Source organism: Colwellia sp. BRX9-1, from assembly GCF_014077195.1.
Classification (GTDB): domain Bacteria; phylum Pseudomonadota; class Gammaproteobacteria; order Enterobacterales; family Alteromonadaceae; genus Colwellia_A.
Genome location: NZ_JACGVM010000001.1, coordinates 543,696 through 568,085 on the forward strand (window position 1 = coordinate 543,696; position 24,390 = coordinate 568,085).

Sequence of the window (24,390 nt, forward strand, 5' to 3'; positions counted from 1 at the left end):
TAGTGTTAATTTTTAGTGCTTTGACTGTGACTTCACTAAATAGTGCAATATTTTTATAATTTATTTTTATGTCAATTTGGAATAAGAAAATTCTTTTAGGTCTATTTAGGTCTATTTGATTACGAAAATATTCGGATATTAATTTCTGGTTAATAAGTCCACAGTCACTAGCCTGTATAGTCCTTATAGAGAAAACCTCTTTATCAATTACTAGACTTCTTTTCGTAATTAAACGTTATTTAATGAAGAACATCTATTTTCGCGCTATTTTCAATTAATTTCGCCCTTGTAAACACTTTTAGGCTGTTTTATAAAGTACCTGCAAGTCTAGGTAGTTTCACCTATTGACTACCTAGTCTAAAAAAACATAAAAATATAAAAATATAAACATAAATCTATGAAGGAAGTAACATGTCTACTCAATTATTTCGTACAGCAACGTTAACGTTAGCGGTAAGTATTGCACTAGGTACTGCCCCAGCATATGCAGAAGAAAACAGCTCAAAAGTAAAAGTAAAAGATGTAGAAAGAATAGCGGTTGTTGGCTCACGTTCAGCGCCTCGTTCTGTTGCTGACTCTCCTGTTCCAATTGATATTATTGGTGGTGAAGATTTAGAGAAAATGGGTTCAAGTGACATGCTTGATCAACTTGTCGGCAGTGTTCCTTCATTTAACGTACACGCTAACCCAATTAGTGATGCGGCGACATTAGTTCGTCCGGTAAACTTACGTGGTTTGTCTTCAGATAGCACATTGGTGTTATTAAATGGTAAACGTCGTCATCGCGCTTCAGTTATTGCATTCCAAGGTGGCGGCATTAATGATGGTGCACAAGGTCCAGATATTTCTGTTATTCCAAGCATAGCGTTAAAGCAAGTTGAAGTACTACGTGACGGTGCAGCAGCACAATACGGTTCAGATGCAATCGCTGGTGTAATGAACTTTGTTTTAAAAGATGCTGCAGAAGGCGGTAGTTTCTCTGTTAAGCACGGTGAATATTACGAAGGCGACGGCGCTACAACAACCTACGCAGGTAACGTTGGTATGCCATTAACTAAAGATGGTTTCGTTAACTTAAGTTTTCAATATAAAAATGCTGATGCGACAAGCCGCAGTGTTCAAGTAGCCAATGCTGCGACCATTGCAGCGGCAGGTAACTCATTCATCGCTGAAGAAGCTCAAGTTTGGGGCTCTCCAGAAGTTAATGATGACACCACACTTTTTGGTAATATTGGCCTTGATTTAGGCAATGATAAAAAATTCTACATGTTCGGTAACTATTCAGAACGTGATGTAAAAGGTGGCTTCTACTGGAGAAATCCACATAACCGTTCAAGCATTTATTCAAATGATGGTGGTGACACACTACTTGTTGGCGATTTAGATGGCGTAGATAACGGTATTACTTGTCCTACCATAGCTATTGGCGCTAATGTTTTAGACCAAGCTGATTATCAGTCTATTGCCGACAATAGTACGGCTTTAGGTAAAAACTGTTTTGCGGTTAACGAAACATACCCAGGCGGCTATACGCCAAACTTTGGTGGTAATGTAGTCGATACATCATTAACTATGGGTGTTGAAGGTGAAATTAACGGCGGAATGCTAGACGAAGTTTTCTTTGATATCAGTGGTTCTGTTGGTCGTAATAAATCAAGCTTTAGTATTGTAAATACCATTAACTCTTCAATGGGTCCTGAATCTCCACGTGATTTTGATTTAGGTGATTACACACAATTAGAAAAAACGTTTAACTTAGATTTATCTAAGGGCGTTGAAGTTGGTCTAGATTCACCAATGAATGTTGCGGGTGGTTTAGAATGGCGCGAAGAGACATTTGAAATTGGCGCGGGTGATCAATACTCATTCCTTGCTGGTCCATTAATCGACCAAGGGTTTAACCTAGGCTCACATGGTTTCCCTGGCTTTCAACCATCACAAGCCGGTGTATTCTCTAGACGCAGTGTTGCTGCATACGTAGATGTTGAAGCATACATTACTGACGACTTTTTACTTGGCGCAGCTTTACGTTATGAAGACTTCTCATCATTTGGTGATACGTTAAATTATAAATTAACGGCTCAATATTCTATTAATGATGAGTTATCAATACGTGGTTCTGTAAGTACTGGTTTTAGAGCTCCTACCGTTGGTCAAGCTAATGTAAGTAACGTTTCTACCGCATTAGAAGATGGTGAATTAACCGATTCAGCGTTATTACCACCAACAAGTGAATTTTCAAAATTATTTGGTGGTAAAGAATTAGAGCCAGAGCAGTCAAGCAGCTATGCATTTGGTGCTGTTTATCAAAATGGAGATTTTTTCTTTACGGCTGATTACTATCATATTGAAGTTGATGACCGTATTACACAATCTGACCGTACAAAATTAGAAGAAGCTGACTATGCTAAATTAGAAGCATTAAATGTAGCTAACCCTCGTTCAGTCGGTACAGTAAGTTTCTTTGCTAACGACTTTGATACCACAACACAAGGTGTTGATATTGTTGCAAACTACGGTATGCAGTTGTTTGAAGGTGATACTAAACTTAGCTTAGCTTACAACTGGAATGAAACCGATGTTACGGGTAGTTCTGATATTACAGGTGCTTTTAAAGTTAAACGCTTAGAAGAAGGTTTACCAAAGCATAGAGGTTCATTCACTGTTTCTCAAAGCTGGGATAATATCAGTATGTACGTTCGTGGTAACTACTTCGGTGAATACCATGCGGTACACGTAGATTATGACCTAGCCGCTCAAGATGCTGATGCAGCAATTACTTTTGATGCTGAAGTGAGTTACTTTATTAATGACTCATTTACAATAGCAGCTGGTGCACAGAACATCTTTGATCAACAAGCTGAAGAGTTAGAGTTTGAAGAAGCTTCACGTAATCATCCTGATGGCTTCACACCTAATAACCAATGGGGCGGTAAGTACTACGAAACATCTCCATTTGGCTTTAACGGTGGCTTCTACTACGTAAAAGCAACCTATAGCTTTTAATTGAGTTGTAAATAGCGGTTAGAACACTAATCGTCTTACTTAAAAAAGTCAGCTAATTTAGCTGACTTTTTTATATAAAAATATTGAGGAGTTGAATAGGTTAGTTAACTATGTCGAGAATAATAACCTGCTCACAGTGAAGCTAAATTAGCGTGCGGGCTGGGTAGATTTACTTGGTACTTGAATGATTTTTTGATTTTTCAGCCAAAGGTTAAAGATTGTTAGCTTGTACATGACCTACTTTAAAGCTCTGAACAAGTTCAATGCGTTTTTTATTTATGGCTTCTTTAATATCTGCACCTTGTATTCCTTGTTCGATAAACTCTTTAGCGGTTACCGTTAAGGCCGCTTCAAAAGCACTACGTAAGTAATCGACTTGCGGATAGGGTTTGTTCTCATTGTACAATCGACCGCGAAAATCAGCCGTACAGGCGGTCAAAAAATCAGTAAACTCTTCAGGCTTGCGCCATACATCTAAACTATTAAATAACTTAACTAGCGTGTTGGCTTTTAATTCAAATGCTTTATGGCAATGTAAATGAAATTCACAGACTTTACGCGCTAATATTTTGTGATCTTTAGGCACCTTTAATTGCTCACATATTTTGTCAACTAATGCTAAACCTGAGTTTTCATGACCCCGGTGGCTGGGCCAATTTTCTTCTAAGGTTAAAGACTTACCCAAGTCATGACAAAGTGCCGCGAACCGTACAGATGTTTTAAGGGAAAGCTTAACCGCTTGTTGCAGTACCATCATAGTATGAATACCCGAGCAAATTTCTGGGTGCCATTTTTCTGGATTAGGGATCCCCCATAGCGAGTTAAGTTCAGGCCATATTTTCGCTAATGCACCACATTCACGTAACACTTGAAAAAATACTTCGGGGTTATTTTCAGTCAAACTGCGCTGCATTTCTTGCCAAATACGTTCACCTGACAGTGTAGCTAATTCTCCGCTTTCACTGATTTTAGTCATCAAGTCTACTGTTTCTCGAGCAATGGTAAAACCATAATCATGATAACGGGCAGTAAATCGAGCTACCCGTAGAACACGAAGCGGGTCTTCAACAAAAGCTAATGAAACATGTCGCAGTATGCGGTTTTTTAAATCAACTTGGCCATTATAAGGGTCAATAATAGTGGTGTTATCAACGCTATCGTTAAAGGGCATCGCCATTGCATTAATAGTGAGGTCGCGGCGAAGTAGATCTTCTTCAAGGGTAACAGCGCTACTGGCATCGCAAACAAAACCGGTATAGCCTTGGCCTTGCTTACGTTCAGTTCTTGCTAAGGCATACTCTTCTTTAGTCTTGGGATGCAGAAATACCGGAAAGTCTTTACCTACTTGCGTAAAGCCTAATGTCAGCATCTGTTCAATCGTTGCGCCAACAACAACATAATCATGATCATAGACCTTGTGTCCTAAAAGTTTGTCGCGAACGGCACCGCCGACTAAATAGCGGTTAAGTACTGAAAGGTCATTGTTGATCATTATTACTCTTTATTTATTAAAGCTGACATATTTTCAGAAAGCTTAGCATATTTATATAAATTATTTACCAGCTAGTTTTGACTTATGACGGACTACAGGGTAGTTTCTATGACAGTTTATTGACTTTAAAAATTACTTAAATCTATTATGTATAAAGGTTATTTTGGTTTAAAAGAAAGCCCTTTTTCAATCGCACCTAATCCTCGCTTTTTATTTATGAGTGAACGCCATAAAGAGGCTTTGGCTCATTTAAGTTATGGCTTGGGTGAAACAGGAGGCTTTGCACTGTTAACGGGGGAAGTTGGCACCGGAAAAACCACGATCAGTCGGCGATTAATGGAGCAGTTACCCGAAAATACGCAAGCGGCTTTTATTCTTAATCCAACATTATCAAGCCAAGAGCTACTGGCTACTATTTGTGACGAGCTAAAGATTCGTTACCGAAAGACGGGGGCAACGTTAAAAACACTCACCGATAAAATATATGAAAAACTCAATAAAAATCACCAAGCTAACCTTAATACGCTATTAATCATTGATGAAGCGCAGCATTTAGCGCCAGAAGTTTTAGAGCAGTTACGTTTATTAACAAACTTAGAAACAGATACTAAAAAATTACTACAGGTCATTTTAATTGGTCAGCCTGAATTAAAACAATTGTTGCAACGTCGAGACTTGCGACAATTGGCACAACGCATTACTGCTCGCTATCATTTGCTGCCGTTAACTAAGGGCGAAGTAGGACATTATATCCAACACCGCTTGTCAGTAGCACAATGTGAACGTATGTTATTTGAACGTGCCGCAGTAGCGGAAATTCATCGCATTTCACAAGGTATACCGCGGATAATTAATTTGTTATGTGAGCGTTCATTGACCAACGCCTATTGCAGTAATAATGCTTTGGTGACTAAAAAAATTGTTTTATTATCTGCACAAGAAGCATTAGGCGATGAATATCAAGCGACCTATTGGTGGCAACACAAAGCGGTTAAGGCGCTAGCCGCATGTACAGTGTTAGCAGTTATTGTCAGTAGCTCGTATTTCCTAGGCCAATTCTTTGGTGAAGATATTAACGAAACGTCGGCGCTCAATATTACTGAGCCTGCGGTTAATAACCTTATAAGTGACACTAGCGCTCCAGCGCTTATTGTTGCGGCTAATGAAAGTTTAGCGACGAACAATAAAAAAACACCGGATGAAAATTTAGTTGCAGTAACAACAGACAATGCTTCTAAAGTGTTTGAAATAGAAAGCGATGGTGACAAAAAACGTGCTGTTGAGCAGCGTATCGTAACAGCCGATAACACAGCAAACGTACTTATGCCGGACAATAATTCTTCAGAGCAACTGTCTACATTAGCAGACAGTAAATTAACTGAAGATAAAGCGATAAACAAGGTTAAAGAAAAGCTTTCGGTGAAGGCGGTTGACGGTGTTTCTGATGATTTGCTGGCGCTTTTTCAAAGCGCAATAGATGATACCGAGCAAGACCCACAATTCAAAAATAGCGCAAACCAAGCTGTCGAACCTGAGGTTAATGCACCGACATTATCAGATATGCCTGCTTGGGTGCAAAGTGAGTTACCTTCATTAAATTTTCAACAACATATTTATACCAGTGAAGGTGAAAGTTGGGTAAAAGTTAATGGCAGAGATCGCTATGAAGGCGACACTATTTCTGAGAAATTAGTATTAAATCATATTTATGGTCAGAAAGTTATTTTAACCTTTAAAGGCCAGCAGTTTAGTTTGCCGGCGCTTTCTTCTTGGTAATATCATCGTTTTAAGTGGTCTGACTAATGTTTATCTTTAAGCGCTAAACGTTAGTCGATAAAGGCGGTTTTGAAGAAACCTAATAAATTAAGGTTAAATTCTTCAGGTCGAATACAGCAGTCAATTTGATCTTTGTATTTTGATTCACTCAAGTTAACTTCTTTAATCGGTATCGCTTGATTGAGGCGTATATTATAAAAAACGCGTACGTATGGGTGTAAGGGTTTTTGTTTATTTAAGCGGCTAATTAGCCCTAATTTACCACTGTTAAGTTTGACTAAGGTACCTACGGGATAAACGCCCATACACTGAATGAAGCTTTCAACTAATTCTTCGTCATAACATTCGGGGGACTCAGCAATAAGTTTCTTAAAAGCATTAATAGGGTGAACACTCTTTCTATATGGGCGATCACAGGTCATGGCGTCGTAGCTGTCGATGATAGCAAGCATCTTGCCATATTTTGATATGTCATCTCGCTTAAGGTTATTAGGATAACCCGAACCATCTAAACGTTCATGATGCTCTTGTATCATGGTCATCGCGACATGAGAAATGCTAGGACTGTCTTCTAATATCTTTAAGCCAAGCGCAACGTGACTGCGAATAATACTTTGCTCTTTAGCGGTTAACGTACCTTGTTTATTTAAAATATCGCTAGGTAATAATACTTTACCAATATCATGCAAAAAGGCACCCAGCGCTATTTCTTGGATCAAACGTTTGTCAAAGCCTAAATGTTTAGCAAAAACAGCCATCAAAATTGAAACATTGAGTGAGTGTTCAATAAGATAAGAGTCTTTAGTTTGAAAACGGGACATGCAGGTTAGGGCATCTTGATTTCGAAAAATAGAGTCAACCATAGCGTTAGCTGATTCTTCAACCTCGGCAATATTAATTGATTTTTTTTGTCTAATTTGCGAGAGGATTTTTTCTTGCAGTAATTTTGCGTTTTTATACAAGTCGCTGGCTTTTTTCATTTCGCTGTCAAATGATATAGCTAACTTTTCTAGCGAATTATTTTTTAGTTCAATAAGTTGCCTGGTTTTAATGTCAGCAAAAACCTTTTCAACATTAACGGTTTGCTTCTCTTTATCAGGCACAATAACGAACTGAACAATATCAGCGTTACGTAATTGAGTAATACTTTCAAGACACGAAATATAACCTTCAGATTTGATCGAAAGATGATTGTTATCGGAAAATGATTTTACATACATGCCAGGTTTGAGCTGATCGATAGAAATAATTTCGGTGATTTCGCTCGTTGTTATTTTGGACATATTGTTAGGCGGCTAGTTACAAAGCTATAATTGATAATAGCTTATTACTAAACAATACTTTAGATTAATTTTAGTCATTAGTGCAATTGATGGGTGAAAGGGGGGAGGGGTGAAAAAATAAAGCTTCATCTACAATTTATCGGTAAAGAGCAGATGAGGCTTTAGGACGTAATACTTTACTTATTGCCAGCTTGGCATTTTTGCTTCAAAAGCTTTTATCGTGTCTAGCTTGTTTAATGTCCAGCCAACACTGTCGATGCCTTGTTCTAAACAATATTGATGAAACTTATCTAAACTAAAGGTGAAACTTAATTCGCCACAAGTGATTGTGTTATTGATTAAGTCGACGGTTAACTCGAGGTTTTCTTGGCTGCTCATTTTAAATAACGTGTCAATTTCTTCATCACTAAGTTTTATTGGCAGTAAACCAATATTAATACAGTTACCATAAAAGATATCGGCAAAACTCGGTGAAATAATGGCTTTGAAACCGTATTCCTCTAATGCCCATGGTGCATGTTCTCGACTTGAACCACAGCCAAAATTTTCACGGGTTAGTAGAATGCTTGCACCTTGGTACTGAGGTTTATTCAAAATGAATTCAGGGTTGTTTACTTTCCCTGATACGTCTAAATAGCGCCAGTCATGAAATAAATGCTGCCCAAAGCCTACTCGCTCTGTTTTTTGTAAAAACTGTTTTGGGATTATCTGATCGGTATCTACGTTTGCTGCATCTAAAGGAACAACTAACCCCGTATGTGTTGTAAATTTTTCCATGATTATATTCCTTGTGAATTCAAGTCAACAAAATGACCGGTAATTGCAGACGCAGCAGCTAGCTCAGGGCTCACTAAGTGCGTTCGGCTGCCACGGCCTTGTCGGCCTTCAAAGTTACGATTACTGGTTGAAGCACAGCGGTCACCTTCTGTTAGCACATCATCGTTCATGCCTAAACACATTGAACAACCAGGTAAACGCCATTCAAAGCCGGCATTACTAAATATTTTGTCTAAACCTTCAGCTTCTGCCTGCGCTTTTACGCGATATGAACCGGGAACAACGATGGCATCAACATTTGCAGAGACTGATTTGCCTTGTGCTTGATAACTTGCAACAACACCTGCGGCTGCGCGTAAATCTTCGATACGTGAATTTGTACATGAACCAATAAAGACTTTGTTAATAGTAATATCTGTAATTTTTGTACCCGCCGTTAAGCCCATGTAGGTTAAGGCCGCCGCACAAGAATCTTTTTCTACTTGCTCGGTAAAGTCATCGGGCGATGGCACTACGCTATCGACTGAAGTAACCTGTCCTGGTGTGGTTCCCCAGGTGATTTGCGCTTTAATCTCTTCGGCTTTAAGGGTTAATATCGTGTCAAACTCAGCGCCTTCATCAGTTTTGAAGGTTTTCCAATCATTTAACGCTTCAAGCCATACGTCGCCCTTTGGCGCATATTCTTTACCTATTAGATAATCGAAGGTGGTTTTATCAGGAGCGATTAAGCCCGCTTTCGCGCCAAATTCAATGCTCATGTTACAAACGGTCATGCGCTCTTCCATGCTCAGTGCTTCGATAGCACTACCGCAATACTCAACGACATAGCCGGTCGCACCCGCACTACCTGTTTTGCCAATAATCGCTAAAATAATATCTTTTGCGCTAATTCCTGCGCCTACTTGACCATTAACTTCAATTTTCATGGTTTTTGCTTTTGTTTGGCGTAAGGTTTGCGTGGCAAAAACGTGTTCAACTTCAGAAGTACCAATACCAAAGGCTAATGCGCCAAATGCGCCATGAGTTGCGGTATGAGAATCACCACAGACAATTGTTGTACCCGGTAATGTTAAGCCAAGTTCTGGCCCAATAACATGAACAATACCTTGATTTTTATGACCCATACCAAATAGTTCAATACCAAACTCTTTACAGTTTTTTTCTAATGTTCTTAATTGATTGGCTGCGCCTTCACCCGCAGCATCAATTTCTATTGAACGGGTTGAAATGTTGTGATCCATCGTGGCAATCGTACGCTCAGGATGACGAACAGGGCGGTTATGAAACTTTAAGTTAGCAAACGCTTGTGGTGAGGTAACTTCGTGGATCAAATGACGGTCAACATAAAGCAAAGGTGTTTCACCCGCTTTTTCTTCAACAACATGCTGTTGCCATAATTTTTCATATAAGGTGGTAGCAGAATTTTTAGGACTCATCGGTTATGCCTCTGTTATTTTTTGATTAGCACTATTTTGTGCACTACTATGTTGCGCAATAATCTGTTGGCAAATATAATCACCCACTTCAGTGGTGTTTTTAGCCTGGTGTCTTTGGTTTGCGGGCAGTAAATCAGCGGTTAACACGCCATTGTCTAATGCGCTTGCTACGGCATCTTCAATCGCTTGTGCCGCTGCACTTTCATTTAAGCTGTAACGTAGCATTAATGCTGCTGATAAAATTTGCGCGATAGGGTTAGCGATACCTTTTCCGGCAATGTCAGGCGCACTGCCACCGGCAGGTTCATACATACCAAAACCTTCGCTATTTAAACTTGCAGAAGGTAATAACCCCATAGAGCCGGTTATCATTGCGCAGATATCGGAAAGAATATCGCCAAATAAATTAGGGCATAACAAAACGTCAAATTGGTTGGGATCGCGAACAAGTTGCATGGCGGCGTTATCTACATATAAATGCTCTAAGGCGACATCGGGATATTCACTCGCGACTTCTTCAACTACTTGGCGCCATAACTGACTGGTCGCTAAAACATTGGCCTTATCAACAGACGTTACCTTATTGTTACGTTTTTGCGCCGCTTGAAACGCCAAGTGAGCAATACGTTTAACTTCTCGACGAGAATAAAACATCGAGTCAAAGCCTGTTTCTTCTTCACCTTCACCGCGACGTCCTTTTGGCTCACCAAAGTAGATATCGCCGGTTAACTCGCGAATAACCAGTACGTCGAAGCCTTGCTGTGAAATATCACTGCGCAATGTCGATAATGATGATAAAGCCGGTTGTAAGGTCGCTGGGCGCATATTACAAAATAAATCAAAACGGCTACGCAAGCCTAATAATGCACAACGTTCAGGTTGTTGTGTAGGAGGTAAGTTAGCCCATTTTGGACCGCCAACCGAGCCAAATAAAATAGCATCGGCTTGTTCACAACCTTTCATGGTCTCATCAGGAAGGGCGTGACCGTGGCTATCAATAGCAGCACCGCCTATAGCGTAATCTTGTGTCGATATTTTTATATCAAATATTGTTGCGATGGTACTTAATACTTTTTTAGCTTCAACCATTACTTCTGGTCCGATGCCATCACCGGCTAATATTGCTATGTTCGACATGTCTTTTATACCTTTAATCAATCTTATATGTTTGAATTTATTATAATGAAGCTTGAACGTCGTTTTTTAGTTCGCTTTTTATTTCATTAATGGTGATGGCGCGATGAATACTATTCAGTGCGTGTATCAAGGCTTTTGCTGAAGCGTCGATAACATCGGTCGCTAAGCCGTAGCCATGAAATTTTCTGTCTTGCCAGGTAACCACTAAATCAGCTTTACCTAAACCGTCTTCACCTTCACCTTTATTTGATATTTTGTAATCAGCGACTTCAAAGTCAATATCAACCGCTTTTTTAATCGCTCTATATAATGAGTCAACCGGGCCATTACCGGTTTCAGAAACAATATGGCTTTCTTTACCGGCTAATAATTTAATACTTGACGTGGAAAACTCTCCGCCGCCACACTGCACGTTTAATGTTTCTAGATGATAAAATTCTTGCTCTTCACCTTGTTGTTGAATATTAAAGTGCAACGCTTCTAAATCATCATCAAAGACTTGACCTTTTTTATCGGCTAGCGCCAAAAAGTCACTGTATAACTCTTCTAAGTCAAACTCAGCTTCGGTATAACCTAAACTTGCCATGCGGTGCTTAATAACGTGACGACCACTGCGTGAGGTTAAGTTTAATTTTGTTTTACTGATGCCGACACTTTCTGGGGTCATAATTTCATAAGTATTACTGGCTTTTAACATGCCGTCTTGGTGTATACCTGACGAATGACTAAAAGCGTTACCGCCAACAATCGCTTTGTTTAATTGCACGGGCATATTACATAATTGGCTGACTAACTTTGAAGTGCGGGCAATTTCTTGATGATTAATATTGGTGTGTACATTTAAGAAGTCATGTCGGGTTTTCATGATCATCGCGACTTCTTCTAATGAACAATTACCGGCGCGCTCACCAATACCATTAATGGTACATTCAATTTGTCTAGCGCCTGCCTGTACTGCAGTCATTGAGTTGGCAACGGCTAAACCTAAATCGTTATGGCAATGCACCGAAATTACTGCTTGATCAATATTAGGCACACGATTAAATAATTGGGTAATAATGCCGCCAAATTCATTGGGTAGGGTATAGCCAACCGTATCAGGAATATTAATGGTGGTGGCACCGGCTTTTATGGCGTTTTCAACCATGCGACATAAATTGTCGATAGGGGTACGGCCAGCATCTTCACAAGAAAACTCGACATCATCAGTAAATTTTCGGGCAAATTTAATTGCATGGATTGCCATTGCTTCAACATCGGCAAAATCTTTCTTCAATTTTTGTTGAACATGAACATCTGACGTTGAAATAAACGTATGAATACGGAATTGGTCAGCGACTTTTAACGCATCGGCACAGGCTTGAATATCGCCTTCAACAGCTCGAGCTAAAGCACAAACTCGGGAGTTTTTAATGGTGCGGGCAATTTGTTGCACTGACTTAAAATCGCCTGGCGAAGAAACAGGGAAGCCAACCTCCATTACATCGACTCCTAAGCGTTCAATGGCTAGCGCAATTTGTAACTTCTCATGCACTGAAAGGCTTGCATTTAGTGCCTGCTCTCCGTCACGTAAGGTGGTGTCGAAAATAATTACCTTGCTGTCCATGTTTATTCCTTAATATTTATTGTGCTTAGGGTATTGGCTACTTACATAAAATACGGGTATAAAAAAACCCGCGGTAATATGCGCGGGTTTTAATGTTTATCTTTAATTTACAACAATAAAAAACCTATCCGCGCATTGATAATGTGAGGAGGAGGTTAATGCGAATAATATTTTTTATGGTAATGGTTGTTGTCATTAAAGTCGTCTTATTAAGTTAGTTTAGCTCGCTAGAGCAAACAGTCATCTATTAATAGCGTATTTACTCAAATAATGTCAATTAATTATTAATATTTAAAAAGTATAATGGTGGCGCTAATGAATATAAGGCGTTTAAAACTTCCAATAATTAAGAATTTTGCGTTGCTTTAAGTTTCTGATGATATTGCGCGGTAGTGTTTTTATTGCCTGTTTGCCCTTGAGTCTAATATCTTCTACAGCCTCTAATATCCGAAATGACGACTTACCATCACTATAAGGATGTAACTCTTGGGCATAACGATTTATCGCCAATATAAGTGTTTCTGAAGGCGATAATGCAACAGTTAATGCTTGGGGTAATTCTTTTGCATCGGTAATGTTAATTAAATAATTACCGGGTTGGCTATTATTGAACGCGATAACCGGCTTACCCAGTAAAGCAAACTCACCAATAACCGATGAAGTATCCGACACCATAATATCAGCCGACTGCAATAAGCTATTTATATTTGACGATGTTATTATTTTTAGGTTTTCTGAAGAGAGTTGAGCATAAAGCTCTAACCACTTTTTATCCATTTTTGGGTGAAACTTAATCAGCCAATTATATTTTTTATCATCCACTAAAGCGGCAATTTCTTCATATAAAAAAGGTGCGCAAGTCAACGCGGGTGAAAAAGTGGGTGCAAAGAGGATTGTAGGCAGGTTATTACTAAAATATTGCTCTTTGGGGGTATTAAATAAATTATCTAATTTTGGCCAGCCTGTTTCTTTAACATCGAAAAACTTATGCTGGTTAGCTAATTCATTAAAGCGATTGGTGGTCGCTGCCCCATGAGTACAATAGAGATCAAAGCAGTCTCTAATAACAAAGTGGCCTTTTTTCTTCCACTCTAAACCATGGAAAACTTGTACTTTAATACCGGGAATAAATCGTGGGATGATATTACCCGGCACAAAGCTAGCGACAGGGTTAAAACTAATCACATCAGCAACACTGCTAAGCACCACTTCATCGGCAGCAAAATTACTCAGATTAACATCACTACCAGCAACAAACCAGGCAACTTGGCTGCCTTGGCTTAGTATTTCTCGCTGTAAAGGTCGCAAAATTTCAAAAGAATAATTTTGTGAAATATAGAAAAGGTATTTAGATGCTTTCATTGATATAAACTAACTGGGATTTAATATGAACTCACCTTTACGGACAAACAAAATATCACCTGATGTGTATTTTTCATCAATGATATCTAATACATGTTTTGAAAGATCTTCGCATGTTAAAATATTGTCGTTGGGTAAGTCGAATTTGTCTCTGAACTTTGTCATTATTGCTCCAGGACACAAACAATAAGAATTAAAACCATCTTTAGCTAAACATTTAGATAGGGTAACAACACCTGCTTTTGAAGCACAATAAGATGACCAATCAGGGTAGGCATTAAACGCAGCCGTTGATGATATGTTAATGATAACTGTGTCAGGGTTTTTGGTTAATGCCGCTTTAGCGGTAAGGTAAGTGCCAATTAAATTGACTTGAATATCATTAATCCAAAGATGTGTGTCACTCTCTAATATTCTTTTTGGATGGATTGTGCCAGCATTGTTTATAACAATATCAAATGAATGGCTCTTAAAATAATTATTGACGCTCAATTCATTACTTATATCTAATTCAGTTCTGCTTGGTGTAGAGATTTTGAAGGCATTTTTGAACTGTTGATAAAAGCTTTGTGCCCAGTCACCCGCACCACCGGTAATTAATATAGATTTCATTATGCTTTCACATCTGGATTGATATGTTTGTCGGCATTAGTTATTAATTCTTTATACTGATCAACAATTTGAGCTTTTAAATTTGAGCTACTGATACCGGAGCCATAGGGAAAATAGAACACTTTAACACCAAGATCTCTGAGGTAGTCATATTTTCCTTTCCAGTCATCACCAATAACAAATATATCAATGTTAAGATCTTTTACTCTGTCTGTATGTTCTAGAGACCTTTGCGGGATAACGACATCAGGGTATTTTAAGGCACTAACAATTGCTATGCGTTCTTCAAAAGGTATTGCTGGAGGGTTTTTGTAGCTGCATACTAATTCATCAGTACTCACACCTACAATTAGTGTGTCGCCCAAACCTGCTCCATATTCAATCATTTTCAGATGGTTGCGATGAAACAAGTCGAAAGTGCCAGAAACGTAAACTACAGAACTCATATTATTAACCTAACTTAGTAAAAAAATATTATATATTTTTACATGTACAACCTACAGAGTAAATGTTTATTAATCAGTATGATTTATCAAATAATCCGCAATTCGCTTACTACAATTACCATCAACTTTACCAATAAGAAGTTCAGTTAATTCAAACCTCTGCATTTCTTTTAATTGAGGGCTCTTGAGTTGAATTTCAACTTGTTGAACTAATTGCTCAGTATTGATTACTTGTTGGGCTACTTTTGCAAAGTATTTTAAATCATCATCAAGACGCTTATTTAAACGCCACTTGAATATACCTCTGTAGCTCCAACGCACTTTAAAAAAATCACACCAAATAGCTGGTTTATTAAGCGCAGTAAATTCAAACAAAGTAGAGGATGCATCGCTGATTAACAAGCTTGCGGTATTCATAAAAGGGATAATACAGGCTTCCTCTATAGAAGAGATATATACGTTATTGTACTGAGACCAAGATTCAAAAATCGTTTGATGATTCTTGTATTTCTCTTTAGTTAAGGAAAAATAATGAGGTTTAATTATAAGGTTATATTCTTCTAAAAGTTCAGGGAAATCATGAGGTAAACATTCAATACTGCTTGGGTAATAGGTCGGTGCATATAATATCGTTTCTTTTTCTGGATCTAAACCTAACTGTTTTAAGTCTAAACTAGAAGATTCGTTATTAATGATAGGGTCTAATTTTGCATAACCCGTATCAATAAAGCTTTTAGAGGGAAATCGTTCTTTCAAACGTTTCAATCGGTGTTTCCCTTCGACAAACCGGTGCTGAATGTCACAATCTGACCAATCATAATAACACGACTTTGGGCCAACCCCGTGATTCATCATAGCTGTTTTAGAACATTGATGAACATTTTCTAGATGATGAAACGCATTACCAAAAATTATCCAGTCAGGTTTTTTATTAAAATAAAATTCTTTTGCTTCATTTGAATTATTTACAAGGGTGTAGTTTAATTTTTCACTTTCAACATAATTTATTAATATATCCTGCAGCTGTTTTTGATTGTATAAAATAAAGTGGCATGACACTGAATTTTTTTCAAGCACATCTTTTACCGGTAAATATTGTGGTAAATAATACAGGTGTTGAATATCAAAAAAAACATTCATAAATTACCAGTTATAACCCAAAGTTGCACGGTAGAAAGACTCTCCATAAATATCACTACCAGCTGTTAACGAATAATTAAGAAATCCATTTTTATATACTTGTTTTAAACTTAATTCTATCTCTTGGGCTCTAGAGTACTTATCTTGTGTCAAAGAATCTATAGCAGCGGTTCGAAATAGTGTTTGTAAATGATACTTGGGTGAAAAGTCCCAGTTTAGTCGAATTAACGAAGAATTCCCGGCTGATCTATCTTCCAGCTCTTTGTTATTACCCCACCAATGACCCATAACAACATCATCATTACGGTAACCTTCACCGTAAATTTTGTGAACATACCATGATTTGTGAAATTTAGAATGCTCAGCATACAATGAAAAGTCCTTGTTAATATATGGAAAGAATAACCCGTAGGTTTGACTTATGTTACCTAACTGAGTGTTCTTGTGTTCTTTGGTATCTTCACCTGCATATTCCATATAAAAGGTAAAAGGGAAACCCTGGTAAGACAAGTCAAATTTATTGGTTAACGAAGCAATTTGATTACCCACTTCTTCATCAGAATTGGCACAACCTGTTAAACCTGAGCCACAGTTATCTGAGTTAACGGGGTCAATAATCGCATTCCAAATATCACTTAGGCCAGTGCTTCTTTCGCCACCACCAAATTGAAAGGTTCTATTAGCACCTATCGTCCACCAGCTAAAGGGTTGAAAACTCATATGCATAGTCATTAATAATGGCTTTCCTGATGATGTAGAACCCTTATACTTTATACCCGCCATTTCCTCTAACTGTCCTAATGAAAATTCGTATTTAACATGCCAAGAGGTGATAGGTTTTACATTACTCATGGTAATAGAAAAGGTCGGAGCAGCGTTAGTAGACAGTAATGATGCACTTTCTTGTGAGGGTGATAGCCAATGTTCGCGGTAGCCAATATCAAATTGAGCATATTCATAACCCAATGAAAAGTAGCTGTTATGGGGAATAATATTCTTACCTTCGACGATGGTTCCCCCTAAATTTGCGATGGCGTATTGATTGAACTGATAAAATCCAGAAGCACTTGCTTGGGCCGTGCTGTCCATGGCAACACCACGATTATTGGCTATGGTGAAGTTTTTATTGTTAGATGTTGAAAGCGTGGTTGATAAATGAGTGATCGCACTCTGCTTTTTATAACGTTTTATATAAGCAGAAATTCTATAAAAAAGCTCAGGATGAGAACCTTTAATTTTGTTTAGATAATCAACAACCGTGACAATATGGTAGGGTTTACTCAACATTGGCATTCGAGAAATTGTCGCTAGACGTGCGATTTCAAGTTCAATAAGAGCATCAGTTTTTAACGGTAAATAAGGGCTAACACCATCGGCATTAGCCTGTTTTGTATAAAATAATATAAATAAAGCGATAAAAAATAAGTATTTAGTTTTGTGCACAAAAAAAGCCATCATATAATCTAAAAATCGCGGTGATTATACGTGAGTTTTTCTAACATAATAGGGGTTACTTCCAATTATCCATTGAGCCTTTGCGGCGAGAAGTTAATCTTGGCAGAATCAAACCTAAAAGTAAGCCAATAACTAACACTATAGCGCCATTATAAAACCATTCTTTTTTGATATTGGTATCTTGGTCTTTTAATTTGGCTCGTATCGTTATAAGTGTTTTATTAAGCTGGCTTATTTCATTGTTAAGTTGGGCTTTTTCACTGCTAAGGTTTTGAATAGTATTTCTACTCTGGGAAAGTTCCTCTGACATGCTGTCAGTATTGCTGCTGGTATTGGCTAATTTTTCATTCAGCTCGGCAATAACAAAGCGTAAGCCGGGTTTTAATGATAGATACTTACTTTCAACCCAGACATTTCTATTTTTATCATCAATGATTTCAGAGTAATCATTTTCATTTTTACCGGTTACTTTCACTTCAGTGCCTGAGTTTATACTGCCTAGAATTCGATAATTATTACCCGCTCCTGAATGCATATAAATAAATAAATCGTCTGAAATATAGCCAGAAGGAAGGTTGGTTGGGCTGTCTTCTGCAAAAAGTGGGGAAGATGAACTGAGGACTAAACCAACCAATAAAGCTTTTATTATTTTCATGAAACTACCATTAACCTTTATAAAATTATGCATAGCAAAATACTAGGGGTTTGGCGGATTGATAGCAAGTTAAGTTTACGAACATTAAGGTTTTATTGATAAAATAAATAAGTGTTCTCAATATTTTGTAAACAAGATATTACATAGTTAATTCATTATGATAGTTTTTACTAAAAGTTTGTTAGGGCATCAGCAGTCAGTTAAATTTTTTGTATATCGCTATATTATATGAAAGAAACTTATGGGAATTTGCATTCGCTATTTGTTTTCATATGTCGCTGTTGTAAACTCACTATGTTGACATAATAAAACAAATTATTGGAAGAATATGGTTACCGAAATTGAGCTTAAGTATTTTGTTACAAGTGATAATACTCAAGAAAAAATCACCCAGTTATTCACCACAAAACAGCTGTCATTTAGCTGTGAAACAAAGCAATTATCGAACTGCTATTACGATACAACTAATTTAGATTTTCGCCGTCATGATATGGGGCTAAGAATTAGAGGTTGTGACGGAAAGTTAGAGCAAACCATAAAAACAGCTGGGGTGGTAATTGCGGGCTTGCATCAGCGACCAGAGTATAACGTTAATATTGTTAATAACTTCCCTGAACTTTCCTTGTTCCCAAATGAAATTTGGCAGTCAACCCAAAAGGTAGAGCAGCTACAAGAATCGTTAATTCCCCTTTTTTCAACGGACTTTACCCGTATTATTTGGTTAGTTACTTTATCGTCGGGTACTGTGGTAGAAGTTGCCTTCGATCAAGGCGATATTAGTAGTGATGGTCGCAGTGTTAAAATTTGTGAACTCGAATTGGAACTTGTCAGTGGCATAACCTCAGATTTACTGTTGCTTGCCAAGTTATTATTTTCTGTACTGCTTGTTAGGCCAAGTAGCCAAAGTAAAGCAGCTCGTGGCTATGGTTTATGGAAAAACATCCCCGTTAATTACAAAAAAAATATTACCGATACTCTTCCCATCGACCGTAGTCACTCTATTTCTAATGCCTTTTCTACCGGTATCAATTATTGCCTAGTTAACCTACATGATCATATTGAATACTATATAACGTCGCCAAGCTTAGTCGAGTTAGAAAAAATAACAGAAACTTTAGCGTTAATTCGCCACGGTTTTTGGCTATTTGCAGACTATCTGCCCGAAGAAGCTGTAAAAATTCGTGATGAACTAAGCTATTTTGTCCACTTACTTTCGTGGGTTGATAATGCCGTTAATCTACAAGAGCTTACTAATAAAACGGGTAATTATAGACGCAAGTTAAATTACAGCGAACAATTGGTAGAACAACTAAGAATGGAGAAACGTCGTCTTCCAACGAGCGAAAATGTCATCGAATTATTGCATGGCCAGCGTTTTAATACCCTGCAAGCTCATTTGCTGGAAATGCTATTAACTGAAGATACACAGTTTATTGACTTGTTATTACCTTTTGCGCAGCAAAGTTTAACGAAAAGTATGGCGGTGTTATTTGCTGATAGCACGCCATCGCAGTCGCTGAGCAGTGAGCAATACTTATCACAAGCAAAACTGTTAAACCGAAGTTTACTGACAGGGACTTGGTTTGGTTTATTGTTTGATGAAGAAGAACGTAAACAATATCGAGCACCTTGGTTGGACATTCAGCAAGGGATCAGTGAATTACAAACATTGTGGATTATTCACCAGCAACTACAAACGTTAGATGAAAAACCTAAAAAACTCGTTTTATGGCAAGGAAGCAAAGTTGAAGGGTTACTCATCGCATTAGACAGCTCTAGAAATATGGCGTTATTAACAAAGCCGTACTGGTTAGATGAATCATAGCTGTTTATTGGTTCGAATAGAAAAAGGTTTTAAATAATGTTGAAGATAATTCGTAGGGTAATAAATTAATGAAGTGGGTTGTTAAATTAAGTTTATTGTTAAGTAGTTTTATTACTTGTGTAAGTTTGGCGAGTGTTTATAACCTCCCTGCCGCCAATTCAAGGTTAGTGGGCGAAGATATTATCCATAAAGCAGTAAAAGGTGATTACTTTCAAGCTTTAGCTGAAAATTATAACGTAGGTTTTTTTGCCTTACTTGCCGCTAACCCCGGTGTTGATCCTTTTTTATTGCCTCTTGACCATAATATAGTTATTCCTAAGCAGATGCTTCTACCCTTCGGTAAGCGTGAAGGTATTGTCATTAATCTCGCTGAGTTACGCTTGTACTACTACCCGAAAGGAGAGAAATTAGTTTACGTTTTCCCTGTGGGTATTGGTAGAGAAGGACTAGAAACACCACATTTAACCAGTACTATTGGCGACAAACGTAAAAACCCGAGTTGGCGTCCAACAGCAGAGATGCGCGCACGTTATTTTGCCGAACATGGCAAAGAGATGGTCAGAGAAGTACCCGCAGGACCCAATAATCCCTTTGGTAAATATGCATTACGTATTGGCACAAGTGAATACCTAATTCATGGCTCAAATAAGCGCTTTGGTATCGGTATGCGAGCAAGCTCTGGCTGTATTCGTATGTACGATGATGACATCGAATGGTTATATAATAATATTCCCGTAGGCACACCTATTCGCATATTCGAACAGCCCATTAAAATGTCTTATGAACAGGATGGCAAAAAGATAGAAGTACATCGTCCATTAACACCCGATGATGGCGCCGAAGTTGAATTAGAGATGACAAAGGCAGTAAAACATTTTATCGGTAATGATGTTCAAATGTTAAAAAAAGTGAGTTCACTACTAGCTAATCCAGAAGGTGTAGTTGTATCATTAAATTGAGCTAAAGGGATATTGTCAATTAGAGTAAAATAGAACTTCGTTAGGATGAACTCAAACTTCTTCAGGATGAATTCAAGCTCCGTTAGGATGAACTCAAACTTCGTTAGGATGAATTCAAGCTCCGTCAGAATGAACCCAAACTTCGTCAGAATGAAGCCAAACGCCGTCATCCTGAACTCGTTTCAGGATCTCGTCCCTAACAACCCAAAGCCCAGATACTGAAATGAATTCAGCATGACGAGAGTGGAAATTGAAATAAATTCAGGATGAACTCAAACTCCACCAGGATGAATTCAAGCTCCGTCAGAATGAACCCAAACTTCGTCAGAATGAAGCCAAACGCCGTCATCCTGAACTTGTTTCAGGATCTCGTACCTAAAAACTCGAAGACCAGATACTGAAACAAGTTCAGCATGACGAGAATGGAAACAGAAATAAATTCAGCATGACGGGAATGGATACTGAAACAAGTTCAGTGTGAACCCAACCTACCATTAGCATGAACTCAACCCCCATCAGAATGAACCCAAACTCCGTCATCCTGAACTTGTTTCAGGATCTCGTCCTTAACAACCCAAAGACCAGATACTGAAATAAATTCAACATGACGGGAGTGGAACAGAAACAAGTTCAGCATGAATCCAAACTCCATCAGGATGAACCCAAACCCCATCAGTATGAACTCAACCGCCGTCATCCTGGACTTGTTTCAGGATCTCGTTCTTAACAACCCAAAGCCCAGATACTGAAATAAATTCAGCATGACGGGAATGGATACTGAAATAAATTCAGCATGACGGGAATGGAAGCTGAAACAAGTTCAGCATGAATCCAAACTCCATCAGCATGAACTCAAACCCCATCAGTATGAACCCAAAACGCCGTCATCCTGAACTTGTTTCAGGATCTCGTCCTTAACAACCCAAAGCCCAGATACTGAAATAAATTCAACATGACGGGAGTGGAACAGAAACAAGTTCAGCATGAATCCAAACTCCATCAGGATGAACCCAAACCCCATCAGTATGAACTCAACCGCCGTCATCCTGAACTCGTTTCAGGATCTCGTCTTTAACAACCCAAAGCCCAGATACTGAAATAAATTCAGCATGACGAGAGTGGATACTGAAACAAGTTTAGTGTGAACCCAAACCCCATCAGTATGAACCCAATCGCCGTCATCCTGAACTTGTTTCAGGATCTCGTACCTAACCACTTAAAGACCAGATACTGAAATAAAATCAGTATGACTACAAGTTCTTTCATTTCATTATTATCGGGGCTGTAATCGGTTTTTTTAAACGGTCAAATGATGGCTCGTTAATGTGGCAATAAAAAAAACGAGACTTATTAAGTCTCGTTTTTTATTGTTTACGCTAAATACTCAGAAAAATTAATGAAGAATACGTGCGCGTATTGTGCCGTCAATTTGTTTTAATTCACGTAATGCTAATACACTATCTTGTGCTTCGATATCAATAACTACATAACCAATTTGATCGTCTGTTTGTAAGTACTGTGCAGCAATATTAATATTGTGCTTAGCAAATGCTTGGTTAATTTGGGTTAACACACCCGGTTGGTTACGGTGTATATGTAATAAGCGGCTTGTTCCCGTATGACCAGGCAAAGAAACTTCAGGGAAGTTTACAGCCGAAAGTGTTGAACCGTTGTCAGAGTATTTTGCCATTTTGCTGGCAACTTCTAAGCCGATATTAGACTGGGCTTCTTTGGTACTCCCACCAATATGTGGTGTCAAAATAACGTTGTCGAATGCGCGTAATGGTGAAATAAACTCTTCATCATTACCTTTGGGTTCAACAGGGAAAACATCGATTGCTGCGCCAGCGACTTTTTTACTTTTAAGCGCTTCAGCTAATGCGTCAATATCAACGACAGTACCACGAGAAGCATTGATAAAAATAACACCGTCTTTCATGAGTGCAAATTCTTTTGCTGCCATCATGTTTTGAGTTTGAACCGTTTCAGGTACGTGTAAGCTAACTACATCAGCTTCTTTTAATAAAACTTTTAAACTTGATGCTTGGCTCGCATTACCTAACGGAAGTTTGGTTTCGATATCATAAAAGCGTACTCGCATACCTAAGGTTTCAGCTAAAATGCCTAATTGCATGCCAATATGGCCGTAACCAATAATACCTAAAGTTTTGCCACGAGCTTCTACCGAGCCAGCCGCAGATTTATTCCATTCACCACGATGAGCTTTTGCGCTTTTTTCAGGAATACCACGTAATAATAATAAGGTTTCACCTAATACTAGTTCGGCAACCGATCGTGTATTTGAAAACGGGGCATTAAATACTGGAATGCCACGTTTTTGTGCCGCTTTAATTTCAACTTGGTTAGTACCTATACAGAAACAACCAATAGCCGCGAGTTTTTTAGCATGGCTTAGTACATGGTCAGTTAACTGAGTACGAGAACGAATACCAATAAAGTGAACATTAGCAATTTTTTTGATCAAATCTTCTTCAGCAAGGGATGTACTAATACATTCAATGTTGCTGTAGCCTTTCATTTTTAACTCTTCAACAGCGCTCGGGTGGACACCTTCAAGTAATAAAATCTTAATTTTTTCTTTTGCTAATGAATTATTGCTCATTTTCTAATATCTCATGTAGGACTATAGTGGTCATTGCCTTAACCAAATATAAAGTGTTTAGATGGCTAGATTTCTAAACTAGCATATAGTGTATAAACTCTAAAGATTTATTTTATGAGTTTTGCGCCATCTTGAGTGCCTAAAATTAAAACATCAGCGCCACGTAGTGCAAATAACCCATTAGTAACAACACCTACAATGGCATTAATATCGCTTTCAAGTTTTTTAGGATCAAGTATCTCTAAGTTATGCACATCGAGAATCACACAACCGTTATCGGTAATTACGCCTTGGCGATAGACCGGGTCACCACCTAACTTAACAAGTTCGCGCGCTACATAGCTTCGTGCCATCGGAATAACTTCTACCGGTAAAGGAAATTTTCCTAGCATTTTTACTTGTTTACTTTCATCGGCAATACAGACAAATGTTTTTGCTACGGCCGCGACAATTTTCTCTCGGGTTAGTGCAGCACCACCACCTTTTATCATCGACAGATATTCAGTAATTTCATCAGCGCCATCAACATAAACATCAACGCTACCGACATTATTCAATTCAAACACTTCGATACCATGGGCTTTCAATTTTTGAGTCGACGCTTCAGAGCTAGAAACTGCACCTTCAATGTCGTCTTTGATTGTTGCTAGGGCGTCAATAAAGTGATTAACAGTAGACCCTGTGCCTACGCCAACAATGGTATCGTTTTTAATAAATTCTAGTGCTTTAAGGGCTGCTGCCTTCTTCATTTCATCTTGTGTCATGTGAATCCTAATTAGCGAGGGGAAATTAGGTAGAAG

18 protein-coding genes are annotated in these 24,390 nt (G+C 38.3%); 4 read left to right on the forward strand and 14 right to left on the reverse strand.

What is annotated here, in order from left to right; genetic code table 11:
• Positions 1 to 411 precede the first annotated feature (411 nt).
• Positions 412 to 3,006, forward strand: a complete 2,595-nt coding sequence (locus H4J76_RS02525) for a TonB-dependent siderophore receptor (RefSeq protein WP_182213543.1) — start codon at positions 412 to 414, stop codon at positions 3,004 to 3,006.
• Positions 3,007 to 3,217: 211 nt separating this feature from the next.
• Here H4J76_RS02525 and H4J76_RS02530 read toward each other — a convergent pair whose 3' ends face one another.
• Positions 3,218 to 4,498 carry a multifunctional CCA addition/repair protein gene (locus H4J76_RS02530; RefSeq protein WP_182230044.1) on the reverse strand — a complete coding sequence of 427 codons (1,281 nt, stop codon included), beginning with the start codon at positions 4,496 to 4,498 and terminating at the stop codon, positions 3,218 to 3,220.
• 147 nt (positions 4,499 to 4,645) lie between these two features.
• Here H4J76_RS02530 and H4J76_RS02535 point away from each other — a divergent pair, with 147 nt between their 5' ends.
• A complete protein-coding gene (locus tag H4J76_RS02535) occupies positions 4,646 to 6,274 on the forward strand; it encodes an AAA family ATPase (protein ID WP_182230045.1) in 1,629 nt (542 codons plus the stop codon).
• A gap of 50 nt (positions 6,275 to 6,324) precedes the next feature.
• Here H4J76_RS02535 and H4J76_RS02540 read toward each other — a convergent pair whose 3' ends face one another.
• The 11 genes from H4J76_RS02540 to H4J76_RS02590 all read right to left on the reverse strand — a co-directional run bounded on the left by H4J76_RS02540 (position 6,325) and on the right by H4J76_RS02590 (position 18,183).
• Positions 6,325 to 7,557, reverse strand: a complete 1,233-nt coding sequence (locus H4J76_RS02540) for an HD-GYP domain-containing protein (RefSeq protein WP_182230046.1) — start codon at positions 7,555 to 7,557, stop codon at positions 6,325 to 6,327.
• A gap of 180 nt (positions 7,558 to 7,737) precedes the next feature.
• On the reverse strand, positions 7,738 to 8,334 hold the full coding sequence (leuD, locus tag H4J76_RS02545; protein WP_182213549.1) for a 3-isopropylmalate dehydratase small subunit: 597 nt from the start codon (positions 8,332 to 8,334) through the stop codon (positions 7,738 to 7,740).
• Positions 8,335 to 8,336: 2 nt separating this feature from the next.
• On the reverse strand, positions 8,337 to 9,770 hold the full coding sequence (gene leuC / locus H4J76_RS02550; protein ID WP_070374598.1) for a 3-isopropylmalate dehydratase large subunit: 1,434 nt from the start codon (positions 9,768 to 9,770) through the stop codon (positions 8,337 to 8,339).
• 3 nt (positions 9,771 to 9,773) lie between these two features.
• The gene (leuB, locus tag H4J76_RS02555; RefSeq protein ID WP_182213551.1) at positions 9,774 to 10,907 is read right to left on the reverse strand and encodes a 3-isopropylmalate dehydrogenase; all 1,134 of its coding nucleotides are present in this window, start codon (positions 10,905 to 10,907) and stop codon (positions 9,774 to 9,776) included.
• A gap of 40 nt (positions 10,908 to 10,947) precedes the next feature.
• Positions 10,948 to 12,513 carry a 2-isopropylmalate synthase gene (leuA, locus tag H4J76_RS02560; RefSeq protein ID WP_182213553.1) on the reverse strand — a complete coding sequence of 522 codons (1,566 nt, stop codon included), beginning with the start codon at positions 12,511 to 12,513 and terminating at the stop codon, positions 10,948 to 10,950.
• Positions 12,514 to 12,843: 330 nt separating this feature from the next.
• Positions 12,844 to 13,875: a CDP-glycerol glycerophosphotransferase family protein gene (locus H4J76_RS02565; protein WP_182230047.1), complete on the reverse strand. Its 1,032-nt coding sequence runs from the start codon at positions 13,873 to 13,875 to the stop codon at positions 12,844 to 12,846.
• Between the two features lie 9 nt (positions 13,876 to 13,884).
• Complete coding sequence (locus H4J76_RS02570) at positions 13,885 to 14,487, reverse strand: SDR family oxidoreductase (RefSeq protein ID WP_182213556.1); 603 nt, start codon at positions 14,485 to 14,487, stop codon at positions 13,885 to 13,887.
• Entirely contained in the window at positions 14,487 to 14,933 is a 447-nt protein-coding gene (locus H4J76_RS02575) for an adenylyltransferase/cytidyltransferase family protein (protein ID WP_182213558.1), read from the reverse strand. Before H4J76_RS02575 ends, H4J76_RS02570 begins: the two co-directional genes overlap by 1 nt.
• Before the next feature lie 69 nt (positions 14,934 to 15,002).
• Positions 15,003 to 16,073 (reverse strand): CDP-glycerol glycerophosphotransferase family protein, encoded by a 1,071-nt coding sequence (locus H4J76_RS02580; protein ID WP_182230048.1) that lies wholly within the window; start codon positions 16,071 to 16,073, stop codon positions 15,003 to 15,005.
• Between the two features lie 3 nt (positions 16,074 to 16,076).
• The gene (locus H4J76_RS02585; RefSeq protein WP_182230049.1) at positions 16,077 to 17,516 is read right to left on the reverse strand and encodes a capsule assembly Wzi family protein; all 1,440 of its coding nucleotides are present in this window, start codon (positions 17,514 to 17,516) and stop codon (positions 16,077 to 16,079) included.
• Positions 17,517 to 17,583: 67 nt separating this feature from the next.
• Positions 17,584 to 18,183: a TIGR04211 family SH3 domain-containing protein gene (locus H4J76_RS02590; RefSeq protein ID WP_070374591.1), complete on the reverse strand. Its 600-nt coding sequence runs from the start codon at positions 18,181 to 18,183 to the stop codon at positions 17,584 to 17,586.
• Between the two features lie 328 nt (positions 18,184 to 18,511).
• On the opposite strand from H4J76_RS02590, the gene H4J76_RS02595 reads away from it, so the two are divergent.
• A complete protein-coding gene (locus tag H4J76_RS02595) occupies positions 18,512 to 20,008 on the forward strand; it encodes a CYTH domain-containing protein (RefSeq protein WP_182230050.1) in 1,497 nt (498 codons plus the stop codon).
• Between the two features lie 68 nt (positions 20,009 to 20,076).
• Entirely contained in the window at positions 20,077 to 20,967 is an 891-nt protein-coding gene (locus H4J76_RS02600) for a L,D-transpeptidase family protein (protein WP_182230051.1), read from the forward strand.
• A gap of 1,393 nt (positions 20,968 to 22,360) precedes the next feature.
• Here H4J76_RS02600 and serA read toward each other — a convergent pair.
• Together serA and rpiA are read right to left on the reverse strand one after the other, a co-directional pair.
• Complete coding sequence (gene serA / locus H4J76_RS02605) at positions 22,361 to 23,590, reverse strand: phosphoglycerate dehydrogenase (protein ID WP_182218522.1); 1,230 nt, start codon at positions 23,588 to 23,590, stop codon at positions 22,361 to 22,363.
• 107 nt (positions 23,591 to 23,697) lie between these two features.
• Entirely contained in the window at positions 23,698 to 24,354 is a 657-nt protein-coding gene (gene rpiA / locus H4J76_RS02610) for a ribose-5-phosphate isomerase RpiA (RefSeq protein WP_182230052.1), read from the reverse strand.
• Between the last annotated feature and the right edge of the window lie 36 nt (positions 24,355 to 24,390).